Annotated in this window: 7 protein-coding genes; 2 read left to right on the top strand and 5 right to left on the bottom strand. The window is 70.3% G+C overall.

Features of this window, described 5'->3' with window-relative positions:
- Positions 1–48 precede the first annotated feature (48 nt).
- Positions 49–2,706: an alpha-amylase family glycosyl hydrolase gene (locus tag ACIQ6S_RS03335; protein WP_397607124.1), complete on the top strand. Its 2,658-nt coding sequence runs from the start codon at positions 49–51 to the stop codon at positions 2,704–2,706.
- Here ACIQ6S_RS03335 and ACIQ6S_RS03330 read toward each other — a convergent pair.
- Together ACIQ6S_RS03330 and ACIQ6S_RS03325 are read right to left on the bottom strand one after the other, a co-directional pair.
- Positions 2,681–3,439, bottom strand: coding sequence for a DUF6445 family protein (locus ACIQ6S_RS03330; protein WP_397607123.1), 759 nt, complete (start codon positions 3,437–3,439; stop codon positions 2,681–2,683). The two genes, ACIQ6S_RS03335 and ACIQ6S_RS03330, sit on opposite strands and share 26 nt — an antisense overlap.
- A complete protein-coding gene (locus ACIQ6S_RS03325; protein WP_397607122.1) occupies positions 3,439–4,953 on the bottom strand; it encodes a tryptophan halogenase family protein in 1,515 nt (504 codons plus the stop codon). The genes ACIQ6S_RS03330 and ACIQ6S_RS03325 overlap by 1 nt, the downstream gene beginning before the upstream one ends.
- Before the next feature lie 139 nt (positions 4,954–5,092).
- On the opposite strand from ACIQ6S_RS03325, the gene ACIQ6S_RS03320 reads away from it, so the two are divergent.
- A complete protein-coding gene (locus tag ACIQ6S_RS03320; protein ID WP_397607121.1) occupies positions 5,093–6,070 on the top strand; it encodes an alpha/beta hydrolase in 978 nt (325 codons plus the stop codon).
- Here the strand turns inward: ACIQ6S_RS03320 and ACIQ6S_RS03315 are convergent.
- From ACIQ6S_RS03315 to ACIQ6S_RS03305, 3 genes are all read right to left on the bottom strand, one after another.
- Positions 6,051–7,217: an HD-GYP domain-containing protein gene (locus tag ACIQ6S_RS03315; protein WP_397607120.1), complete on the bottom strand. Its 1,167-nt coding sequence runs from the start codon at positions 7,215–7,217 to the stop codon at positions 6,051–6,053. The genes ACIQ6S_RS03320 and ACIQ6S_RS03315 overlap by 20 nt on opposite strands.
- A 121-nt stretch (positions 7,218–7,338) precedes the next feature.
- On the bottom strand, positions 7,339–9,714 hold the full coding sequence (locus ACIQ6S_RS03310; protein WP_397607119.1) for a glycoside hydrolase family 31 protein: 2,376 nt from the start codon (positions 9,712–9,714) through the stop codon (positions 7,339–7,341).
- Positions 9,711–12,068 (bottom strand): amylo-alpha-1,6-glucosidase, encoded by a 2,358-nt coding sequence (locus ACIQ6S_RS03305; RefSeq protein ID WP_397607118.1) that lies wholly within the window; start codon positions 12,066–12,068, stop codon positions 9,711–9,713. The genes ACIQ6S_RS03310 and ACIQ6S_RS03305 overlap by 4 nt, the downstream gene beginning before the upstream one ends.
- Positions 12,069–12,109 lie beyond the last annotated feature (41 nt).

The following is a 12,109-nucleotide window of genomic DNA, read 5'->3' as shown; positions in this document are numbered from 1 at the left end:
ATTGTCCTGCAAGACACAATCGGCCTTCACATCCAGCGGAGCGCGGCGATGACCCCGACGACCCCACGGCAGCGGCGCCTTCCAGCGGCTTTGCTGGCCCTCGCCCTGATCGGACCGGCCGCCGCCGCAGCGGACCCGGCCGCTCTGGCCTCGGCCCCGCCCCCCGCCAGCCAGGCCGTGGACTGGCGCGACCAGGTCCTCTACTTCGCGATGATCGACCGCTTCGCCGACGGTGACCCGGCCAACAATGACCAAGGGGCCGGGGTGTTCGACCCGGCGGATGGCAGCAAGTACAGCGGCGGCGACCTGCGCGGCATCACCCAGCGGCTCGACTACCTCGAAGGCCTGGGCGTGACCGGGCTCTGGATCACCCCGCCCGTGGCCAACCAGTGGTGGGACGAGGAGGCCCGCTTCTCCGGCTACCACGGCTACTGGGCCAGCGATTTCTCGGCGGTGGACGCGCACTACGGCAGCCTCGACGACTACGTGGCGCTCGGCCGGGGCTTGGACCGCCGCGGCATGACCCTGGTGCAGGACATCGTGGTCAACCACATGGGCAACTTCTTCGCCTTTGATGACTGGCGCGACGGCGAGCCGGCGCATTCCTGGCGTCGGACGCGCGGCAGCCGGCCCATGAACCGGCCCACGCAGTGGCCGTTCTCGCAGAACGACCCGAACGACCCGGCGCAGCGCGCGCTGTCGGCCTACCACTGGACCCCGCCGATCCGCGATTACACGAACACGGTGCAGGAACTCACCTTCCAGATGGCCGGGCTGGACGACCTGGATACCGAGACCCCGGTGGTGCGGCGTGCGCTGCGAAAGAGCTTCGGCGACTGGATCACGAAGGTTGGCGTGGACGGTTTCCGCGTGGATACCGCTTTCTACGTGCCGGCGGACTTCTTCCCAGACTTCCTGTATGCCGAGGACCCGGAGGCCCCCGGCGTGATGGGCGTCGCCGCCGCGCAGGGCAACCCGCGTTTCCATCTGTTCGGCGAGGGCTTCGGCATCGACAAGCCCTTCGAGGACGTGCAGATGCGCAAGATCGACGCCTACCAGCGCCTCGAGGGCGGCATCCCGGCGATGATCCAGTTCCCGATGTACGGGACCTTCGGCGATGTCTTCGCCCGCGGCCACGCTCCGGCCGAACTGGCCTGGCGCATCGAGCGCACGCTGGCGGTGCACGCCGACCCGTGGCGCATGCCCACCTTCATCGACAACCACGACGTGGACCGCTTCCTCGCCGGGGCCGGAGAGCCGGCGCTGAAGCAGGCCCTGCTGGCGATGCTGACCCTGCCCGGCATCCCGGTGCTCTGGCAGGGCACCGAGCAGGGTTTCCGAAACCAGCGCGACGCGATGTTCGCCACGGGCTTCGGCAGCGGCGGGCGCGACCATTTCGACACCGCGCACCCGCTGTACCGGCAGATCGCCGCCATGGTGCAGCTGCGCCGCGCGCATCCGGCGCTGTCGCGCGCGCGGCCCGAGATCTTCGCCGCCGACGGCGCCGGTCCGGGCGTGGTGGCGTGGGCGATGCAGGGCGATGCCGAAGCCGGCCGCAGCGACGGCGACCGGCTGGTGGTGATGCTCAACACCGCCGAGGACCGCCGCCTGCTCGACGTCGAGGGGCTGCCCCCGGGCGCACGCCTCTTGCCCCTGCTCGCCCTCGACGGCGACGGCCCGGTGCTGCAGGCCAATGCCGACGGCCGCGTACTCGGCGAGCTGCCGGCCCGTGCCGGCGGGGTCTGGCGCGTCGAGCCCGCACCGCGAACGGCGGCCGGCGCATCGACGCCCGTGGACTCGACCGCGGTGCCGACGCTCGACGCGGTGCCCGAGGTCGTGCGCGACACCCTCGTCCTCACCGGGACCCTGCCGCCGGGCCGCGACGGCACGCTGGTCGTGGACGGCGACCTTCGGCGCGCGCAGCGCCTGATCGCCGATGCCGACGGGCGCTGGCGCGAGACGGTCCCGACCGATGACTTCATCGACCCGAAGGCGACCCACCGCGTGGTGGTGCTGGCCGGCGACGGCCTCGCCTCACCCGGCCGCAGCTTCCGCGTGGAGCGCGACTGGGCCCTGCTCGCCGAAGGCGCCGACCCGGAAGGCGACGACGCCGGCCCCGAGGGCCGCTACCGCTACCCCACCGACCCCAGCTACGCCGGCGAGGCCAGCATGGACCTGCGCGGACTGCGGGTGTTCTGCTCCGGCGGCGCACTGGCCATCGAACTCACGATGGGCCAGGTGCTCGACAGCTGGAACCCGGCGAACGGCTTCGACCACGTGGCCTTTTCCGTGTTCCTGTCGCTGTCGGGCCGCACCGACGGCGCGACGGCCATGCCGGGCCAGAACGCGACGCTGCCCGATGGCCGACGCTGGCAGGTCCGTCTGCGCACGCACGGTTGGAGCAATGCCGCGTTCACCCCCGAAGGTGCCGATGCAGACCGCGACGGCACGCCGCTGGTGCCGGGCGCGCGCATCGCCGTGGACAAGGCCCGCAAGGTGGTGCGCTTCGAATTCCCGGCCGCAGCGCTCGGCCACCCGGCCGAGCTCTCCGGACTCGTCGTGCACGCCACCACCTGGGACTGGGACGGCGGCTGGCGCGCGATGACGCCTGCCGGTGGCGGGCACACGATGGGCGGCGGCGATGGCGGGCGTGACCCGCGCTGGATGGATGCGATGACGCTCAGCGCGCCCGGCGACGGCAAGTGAAGAAGCCGTTGAGCGTGAGTCGCCCGATGGCGGGATCGTCGCTGAGCCGCTCCGGGTGCGCGATCTCGCCGCTGTGGAACACGGTGCCCGAGTAGACGATCAGGCGGTTGTACGCCGCCGGCACGCTGGCGACCTTCTCGAACCAGTCGTTGCTGCCGGTGAGGTAGCCGGGCGCGACGCCGTGCTTCGCGCTGAACTCGGCCGGCGGCAGGCGCGACGAATCCTCGATCATCGGCAGCAGCTCGGCGACCGGCCGCTTCGGCCGGTAGAACGCGGTGCCGCCGAGCGACGGATCATCGAACAGGTAGAGCACCGAGGCCGCGATCGACTGCTCCGGCGATGTGGCGAGCTGGTCGACATGCGGCTGCCACTGCCAAGGCATCAGCTGTTCCGGCGCACGCGTCACCATCGAAAGCCGCGCGTAGAAGCGCTCGGTGCGGCGGCCATCGAAGCTCGCGCGGAAGCGCTCGTCGAAGTAGGTTCCGAGCCCGGCCACGACGGGTTCGGGCAGGCGCAGTTCGGGCCCGGGGAAGGCGTTGTGCGGCGCGTCGCGGAAGGTCCCGCGCGCCGCGACGGCGAACGCCCGCCACGCCTCCGGGTTCTCGAGCGCACCGTCGACGACGTGGCAGACCGGCACGCCGTCGATGGCCAGCAGTCGCGCTTCGGCCTTCGGGGAGAAGCGCAGGGCCGGCCACGGCGGCAAGCCCGTACCGCCGTCGACGCCGGATCCCATCACGCCGCCATCGGGGCGGCGCAGTGGCGCGCGACGAATTCCTCGTGGGTGGGCATGGCCTGCACGCAGTTCGCGATGACCCCACGCACCGCGTCCACGTGGCGCACGGCCTCTTCGGCGGGGATCGCGTCGACGAGGGCGTGGTAGCCGCTCGGCATCCAGCGCTGGCCGATCATCACCTGGATCCACGAGGGCTCGGCGAACAGTTCGTCGTTCTGGCGGAAGATGCGGCCGTTCGACCGGAACAGGTCCATCTTGCGCTTCAGCGATTCCGGCACGTCCATCGTGCGCACGTGGTTCCAGAACGGCGTGTCGGTGCGTTCGGTGGCGTGGTAGTGGGCGATCAGGAAGTCGCGGATCGAGATGAACTCGTCGGCGGAATGGCGGTTGAACTCGGCGATGTCGGTCGCGTCGAAGCCGGCATGCGGGAAGAACGCCGTGAGGCGCGCGATGGCCGACTGGATGAGGTGGATCGACGTCGACTCCAGCGGCTCCATGAAACCGCTCGACAGACCGACCGCGACGACGTTCTTGTCCCAGAACTTCTTCCGCATGCCGGTGGTGAAGCGCAGGATCTTGGGGTCCATCAGCGGCTTGCCTTCGAGGCGCGTCAGCAGCTTGGCACAGGCCTCGTCCTCGCTGATGTGCTCGTTCGAGAACACATAGCCGTTGCCGACGCGATGCTGCAGCGGGATGCGCCACTGCCAACCGGCCTCCTGCGCGGTCGAACGCGTGTATGGCGTGAGCGGGCCGGCGGTCTCGCACTGCAGCGCGGCGGCGCGGTTGGCCGGCAGCCAGTGGGTCCAGTCTTCGTAGCCGGCCTTCAGCGTCTGCTCGATCAGCAGGCCACGGAAGCCGGTGCAATCGACGAACAGGTCGCCGGCGATCTGCTGCCCGCTTTCCAGCTCGATGGCGCTGATGAAGCCGTCCTCGGGCCGCTGGTGCACGGTCTTCACCTTGCCCTCGATGCGCTTGACGCCGCGCTTCTCGGAATACGCCCGCAGGTACTTGGCGTAGAGGCCGGCGTCGAAGTGGTAGGCGTAGCCGAGGTCGGCCAATGGCGAGTTCGGGCGATCGCGCAGCGCCGGCATGAACTTGTTGGCGCGGCCGGCGGCCGTGCAGATGGAGTAGTCGTCCATGTGCCCGGCCTTGCCGAGCTGGCGCGCCTTCAGCCAGTAGTGGTGGAAGGCCACCGTGCCGAGGTCCTGGCCGATCTTGCCGAAGCCGTGGATATAGCTGTCGCCCACCTGGCCCCAGTTCACGAACTCGATGCCGAGCTTGAAGGAACCCTTGGTGTTGCGGATGAAATCCGCTTCGTCGAGCTCGAGGGCCTGGTTGAACAGCTTGATCATCGGGATCGTCGCTTCGCCGACGCCGACGGTGCCGATCTCCTCGCTCTCGACGAGGGTGATCGAATACGTGGGGCCCAGCACCTTGGCGAGGGCCGAAGCACTCATCCAGCCGGAGGTGCCACCGCCGACGATGACGATGGACTTGACGCGGGTGTCGCTCATGGTGGCGCGGATCCTGTGGAAACACGGCGGCGCCCCCGCGCCGCTCCGTGAGGCGCTAACGTTTAACCGAGCGCGCCGGACCTGTCCATGTGAATTCGGTTGCGGCGCCGTGAAGAACCCTTACCGGACGGAGACCCCGATGCCCCGCGCCCTTCCCGCCCTTGCCCTGCTGCTCGGACTGGCCCTGCCGCTCGATGCCGCGGAGCCGCCCGCCGACGCGCCGCCCCTGCCCACCGTCGCCGCGGGCCGCATCGAGCGCCTGGCCCTACCGGCCGAGGGCCCGGTGGCCGCCCGGCCGATCGACGTCTGGCTGCCGCCGGGCTACCCAGAGGACGCACCCTACGCCGTGGCTATGATGTTCGACGGACAGATGCTGTTCGATGCCGGCATCACCTGGAACCGCCAGGAGTGGCGCGTCGACGAGACCGCCAGTGCGCTTCAGGCGGCTGGACGCACGCGGCCCTTCATCGTCGTCGGGGTCTGGAACGCCGGCCCCGCGCGGCATGCGGAGTACTTCCCCCAGCGCCCCTTCGAAGCGCTACCCGCGGCCGTGCGCGAAGGGCTGCGGCATGGGGCGAAACGCGGCGAGGCCCCGCTCTTCACCACGGATCTCTACAGCGATGCCTTCGTCGGCTGGCTGACGGATCGCGTGCTGCCCGAGGTGGCATCGCGCTATGCCGTCTCGCCCGACGCCGACGACCGCGTGCTGATCGGCGCCAGCATGGGCGGCCTGATCTCGACCTACGCCCTGTCCGAGCGTCCTGCGGCTTTCGGCGGCTTCGGGGCGATGTCGACGCACTGGCCCGGCATCTTCCCGGGCACGGACAACCCGGTGCCCCCCGCCTTCTTCGACTACCTCCGCGCGCAGCTGCCGACGCCGGGGCGGCACCGCCTCTACTTCGACCACGGTGACGCGACGCTGGACGCGTTCTACCCGCCGCTGCAGGCCGAAGTGGATCGCATCGCGCTGGCGAAAGGCTGGGCGTTCCCGGCCTATCGCAGCTTGGCCTTCCCCGGTGCCGATCACTCGGAAAACGCCTGGGCCGCGCGCTTGGATGGCGTGTTCACCTTCCTGCTGCCGCCACGCGAGGACGAGCTCAACCCCCGCTTTCGGTGAGCTCGAGGTCCTTCTTCCACAGCTGCACGATCAGGCTGCGGATGTTGCGGTGGCGGTCCGCGGGAATCACCTCGACGATCTTCGAGGCCGTCTCGTCCACGTCGCGGCGTTTCGGCGTGGCGTACAGCTGGCCGCTCGGGTCGATGACGGCACGGAGGACGGGCTTGCGCGCATCGTTGGTGCGGCGCACGCAGACGCCGACCTCGCCATTCGCCAGCTTCACCACGGTGCCCGGCGGATAGACGCCCAGCTGCTTCACCAACAGCTGCACCAGCCGGGGGTCGAACTTGGCCGCGCCACCCACGAACAGTTCGCGCAGCGCGTCCTTGGCGAGGTAGGCCGGACGGTCGGCGCGCGGCCGCATCATCGCGGTGAAGGCGTCGGCGAGCGCGACGATGCGCGGACCGACGGGGATCTGCGCACCGGCCAAGCCTCGCGGGTAGCCCGAGCCATCCAGCCGTTCGTGGTGCATTTCCACGGCCTGCATCCACACCGGGTCATGGACGCCGATGTGCTCGAGCAGTTCCACCGCACGCACGGGGTGGTCGGCCACCATCTGCTTGTGGTGGTCGAGCAGGTCGCCGGGGTGGAGTGCGAGATCGTCGTGGTCCTCGACCACGGCCACGTCGACGGTGAGCGCGGCCGCCACGAGGCTGGTCTGGGCCTCGCGAGGCAGGCCCTCGGCCACGGCCAGCAGCTTGGCCACCGCCGCCGCGTGCAGGGCCCGCTCCGACAGCGTGTGGCTGTGGGCGAGCAGCTGCTGCACGCCAATGAACTGGTCCTGGTCGCGGATGAACAGTTCGTCGAGCCAGCGCACGACGGATTCGAGGTCGGCCCAGGTGGTTCCCGAGGGCGGGCGAACGAGGCTGCGCAGCAGCTTTTCGATCTGCTCGACCAGAAGGGCGAGTCGGCCTTCGGTGGACGACTCGCGATGCAGTTGCTCTTCGAGCCGATCGAGGTCGGAGAGTTCTTCTTCCTCGGCGGTCTGGCGCTGGAAGAAGCCGCGCTCGTTCAATCGATCGAGCACGGCCTCGGTGCCGATGACCTTGCCCTTCTGCAGCAGGACCTGGCCGCTGCGATCGACGATGGCCACCTCGAGGCGGTCACCGATTTTGAGCCCCAGTCCGGAGGCAGCTACGAGCTCCATGCACGTCCCTCCCCGGGGCCACGCACATGCGTAGCCCCGGGAATACGCCTCGACCACGCGACGGTCAAGCGGCCGGCGGGCCTCGAAACGTCAGGCCCGGTGATTCCGTGACATCGGCCACTCAACAGGCCGGCAACGGCGCTCCCTCCGGGCCCTCGAAGCGGCGCTCACGCGACGAGGCCTCGGCCCGGCCCTCGACCGTCTCCAACGCGACGCAGGCCTTGCCCCGGACCGTGCGCAGCGTGGCCCGCTGGCGCAGGAAAGCGCCGTCGCGGTAGGCCATCGACTCGCCGTCGTCGTCGTAGAGCACGCCCGTGGCACGGCCTTGCGAATCGGGGAAGGCACGGAAGACGATCGGCTGCGCGGCCATCTCGCCGGTGTGCTGCACCACCGGCTGCATGGCCACCATGCTTCCAGCCCGAACAAAAACCGGCAGGCGCTCGACCGGCGCGTCGACCTTGTGGGTCTTTCCGCCCTCGAGGCGCGTGCCGGTGTGGAAGTCGATCCATTCGCCCTTGGGGAAGTACACGTCGCGCGAGGTCGCGGACTCGACGAGAACGGGTGCCACGAGCAAGTCGGTGCCGACGAGGAACTGGTCGCCACGGCCGTGGGTCTGCGGGTCCTCGGGGTACTCGAGCATCAGCGGGCGCATCACCGGCAGGCCCGTTCGGCTGGACTCCTCCACCGCCGTGTACAGGGTGGGCAACAGGCGGTAGCGCAGCTCGATGGTGGCCTTGTTGATGCGCGTCCACGGCTGGCCGAAGGACCACGGCTCCTGGTCCGGCGTGGCCTGTTCGGTGTGCCCGCGGAAGAACGGCGAGAACAGCGCCGCCTGCAGCCAGCGGGTGAACAGCTCGCCCGACGGGTAGCCCGAGAAGCCGCCAACATCGCCGCCGATGAAGGGGAAGCCCGAGAGCCCGAAGTTCAGCAGCATCGGGATCGACTGCTGCAGCGAGGACCATTCGGCGCGGTTGTCGCCGGTCCACACCCAGGCGTAGCGCTGGCCGCCCGCGAAGGTGGCGCGCGTCAGCACGAAGGGCCGCTCCTCGGGCTTCAGGGCGGTGAGGCCTTCGAAGGTCGAGCGCGTCATCTGCATGCCGTAGAGGTTGTGCACCTCGGCATGGTTGGTGGGCTGGCCTTCGTGGTCGAAGCGGACATCGTCGGGCATGGTGTTGGCCGGCGGCACCCACACGGCCGGCTCGTTCATGTCGTTCCAGATGCCGGCGATGCCGACGTCGGTGAACATCTTGTGCTGCCGACCCCACCACGCGCGCGTAGCGGGACGGGTGAAGTCGGGGAACACGCTGTTGCCCGGCTTGTTCGGCGCATTGATCGGCCAGACCGGGCCTTCGAACAGCGTGCCGTCCGGGTTCTTGACGAAATGGTCGCCGGCCACGCCCTCGTCGAAGATCCGGTAACCCGGCTCTTTCGTCGGATGCGGATCGAGGATCACGACCGTGCGGAAGCCCTGCTCGCGCAGATCGGCGACGAGTTTGGCCGGGGCGGGAAAGCGCTCGGCGCTCCACGTGAAGGGCTTGAACTCGTCCTGGTAGTCGATGTCCAGCCACAGCGTGTCGGCCGGCACCTGCTCCTGTCGGAAGGTGTCGGCCAGGCGGCGCACGCGCGCCTCCGGGTAGTAGCTCCAGCGGCTCTGGTGGTAGCCCAGCGCCCAGCGCGGAGGAAGCGGCGCGCGGCCGGTGAGCTGCGCGTAGCGGCGCACGACGTCGCGCGGGTGCGGACCGGCGATCACCGTGTAGTCGAGCTCGCCGCCGTCGGCGCCGAAGCTCAGCAGTCCACGGCGCTCGCGGCCAACGTCGAAGCTGCTGCGGTGGGTGTTGTCGAGGAACACGCCATGCGCGCGGCCCTCGCGCAGCACGAGGTAGAACGGCACCGAGGCATAGATCGGGTCGGTGGAGTTGTCGTAGCCGTAGGTGTCGCTGTTCCACATCACGTAGTGGTAGCCGCCCAGTGCCCAACCGCGCTTGTTGAAGGCGCCGTTCTTCTCGCCGAAGCCGTAGACGTTGTCGGTGTCGCGCAGCTGCTTCCACACCCGCACAGCCGAGCCGTCGTGCGCGATGCCGCGACCGGCGTCATCGGCGTCGATGACGTTGCCGTCGGCGTCCTTGATGGTGAGGCGGAACGGAGCGGCCTGAACTTCGACGCGCAGGGCGTCGGTGGCGATCAGGCTGCCGAAAGCGGTTGATTCGAAGCGGAAGTCCTGCACGCCGAGCTGCCGATCCACGACGGCATCGCTGTGGTCCCTGCCGAAGGCCACGGGAGAAAACCGCACGCGCACGACCTCGGGCGACAACACGCTGATGGCCACGTGCTCGGTGCGCCCACTGTCAGCGGCGGCCGCGAACGTCACCGTGTTGCCGTCGCGCTGCACCTGCGGCAGCGAGTCCAGATGGCGCCACTGGGCCGCGGCCCACGCCGGCAGCAGCGCGATCACGCCCGCCAGGGCCGCGGGGAGCAGTCGGGAAGGTTTCGAGGTCATGGGGTGTCCTTGCGCTCGGTGTCGGTCGGCGCGAGCAGTTGCGCGCGCGTCGGTTGCGGATGGCGGTCGAGGCCGCCGGATTCGATGAAGCGTTCGAGCACATCGCGGCCCTGCCGCACCGGCCAACCGCCCGAGGGCGGCGTGGGCTCGGCGGCGAGCGGCCACGGCGCCGGGGCTGCGGGCATGGCGACGTCGACGACGACCGGGCGCTCGCCCAGGGTCAACCCGCCGCTGCCGTGTGCCCGCAGCGAGCCGCCCAGCGCGAGTCGCAAGGGCGTGGCGCGCGCCGCGAAGGTCCAACGTTGGCGGCCGTCGCTCTGGGTCACGGTGAAGCGCAGTGGTTCGCCATCGCCCAGCGGCAGCACGGCCTCGATGTCGGTCCATGCAGCGGGGAGCGCGGGCACCACGTCGACCACGCCTTCGAGCAGCCGCGGGCGCACGCCGAGGTAATCCTGCACGGCATTGCGCACGAACTCCGCGGTGCTCCAACTCTGCGCGTAGGTGCCGGAGGGGCGCACGCGCCCCGCGTCGTCGAGCGTGGCGTCGGCGAGTTCCGCGAGATGCCCCGGCGCGTCGTCCTCGAGGATCTGCCGGGACAGCTCGCGGGTGACGCGATACGCCGTTTCCTGCTGCTGGAAGCGCGCCAGGGCCGTGATCGCCGGGCCCGCCGTCCACTGCCAGACCGTGCCGTTGTGGTACGCGGCGTCCTTGTGGTGGTGCGCCTCATCGACATGCCGCGGGTGGAAGCGCGGGTCGTCGGGGGCGAGCGACAGCGGCCCACGGGTCAGCAGCAACGCGGCGGTCGTGTCCCGCGCCACGGCCTGCTCGACGTCGCGAGGCAGGAAGGGGGCGCGCTCCGGCAGCGGCGGCACCGAGACCGCCATCCAGGCGTTCGGCCGCACGCTGGTATCGACGCGGCCATCGGCAAGCAGGCGGTCGGCCAAGCGGCCGTCACGCCAGAAGCGCGCCAACACCGCGGCGCGCGTGCGAGCCGCCATCGCGGCGTAGCGTTCGGCCTCGGCGCTGTCGCCATCGCGCGTCGCCAGATCCGCACCGATCACCAGCACCGCATGCCAAAGCGCTTGGATCTCGATGGCGCGATCGCCGCGCGGCGACCAGCCGCGACCGCCGCGGATGCGCGCATCCATCCATGTGTCGGCTTCGGCGTGGCGCAGCAGACCCTCGTCGTCGAGGTGCGGCTCGGCACCGGCCACGTAGTCGCGGACGAGGCGCCGCAGCCCGGGCAATCCGGCCGCATCGCCGCTAGCATGCGCCGTTTCCCACGCCGCGCGGATCAGCCAAGGCGTGCCGTCGACGGTGTTGTAGAGCGTGTCGGTCGCGGCGGCCACGCGGTTCGGCACCCGCCCCTTTTCCGGGCCGTCGGCGCGGTTCTGCCATCGCGTGAAGTTCTCGATGACGGCCTGCGCGCGCTCGAACTCGCCGGTGACGAGGTGGGTGCCCGGCAGGGCGATGAAGGTGTCGCGGCCCCAGTTGTCGCGGAACCACGGCAGACCGGCCCAGAGGCCCGGGCCGAACTCGTCGGTGCGGAAAGTGGCATTGCTGGCGATGGCCCAGCGGAAGGCGTCATCGAAAGCCGCATCCCCCGTGCGTATGCGCAACGATTCGAGGCCCGCGCGACGGCGTTCGATGCCGGCCGCCCACAGATCCCCGCCGGAACCCTGATCCGCCCCGCTCTGCAGCGCGACCATCGTCGCGTTCGCGTCGTCCTGGGTTCGGCCGAAGGCCAGATGCACCGCGAGCTTCGAGGTCGGCACCTCGGGCTCGACGAGGACCAACGCGATCTCCGCAGGCGCACCCACGGCCCGCCGCAGCGCGTCATCGGCCTCGACGCGCCGCACCGGCACGTTGGCGGAGAACGCGTGCCCTTCGGCATCCGGCCCCAGCATCAGCAGGAGGGCAACGCGTCGGTCGTCGCGCCCTTCCGCGCAGATCGACAGCGCAGGATGTCCGGCCTGCAGTTGCAGGGCCTCGATGCTGCCGTCCGCATGCTGCACTTCGTGGCCCCAGGGGCGCAGCGTGTCGCTTTCGGCGTCGCGACGATCGAGAAGCTGGCCATCGACCAGGATCGCGAATCCACGCAGCAGGGCGAGATCCCCCGGCCCGGACCACGCGTGCATCCGATAGCCCGTGCCGCCCAGCCACTCGAAGGCCCGCGCGTCGAGGTCGCCACGATGCTGGTCGCTGGCGACGATGCGTTGGCCGCGGCCTTCGGGGCCACCCGTCGAATGCAAACGGAGAGACGGCGCGTCGCCCTGCGGCGCGCAATAGGGCGACGTCGCATTGGCGAGACCAACACAACCCAAAACCGCCAACAGCGTGATGCATCGCAGCATGCGAAAACCGTTCCATCGAATTGGCAGTGAGCGTAGCGGCT

It is taken from the genome of Silanimonas sp., assembly GCF_044377035.1.
In the GTDB taxonomy this organism is placed as follows: Bacteria; Pseudomonadota; Gammaproteobacteria; order Xanthomonadales; family Xanthomonadaceae; genus Silanimonas.
Note: the sequence above shows the minus strand (reverse complement) of the source record. Positions and strands in the feature narration are given on the sequence as shown.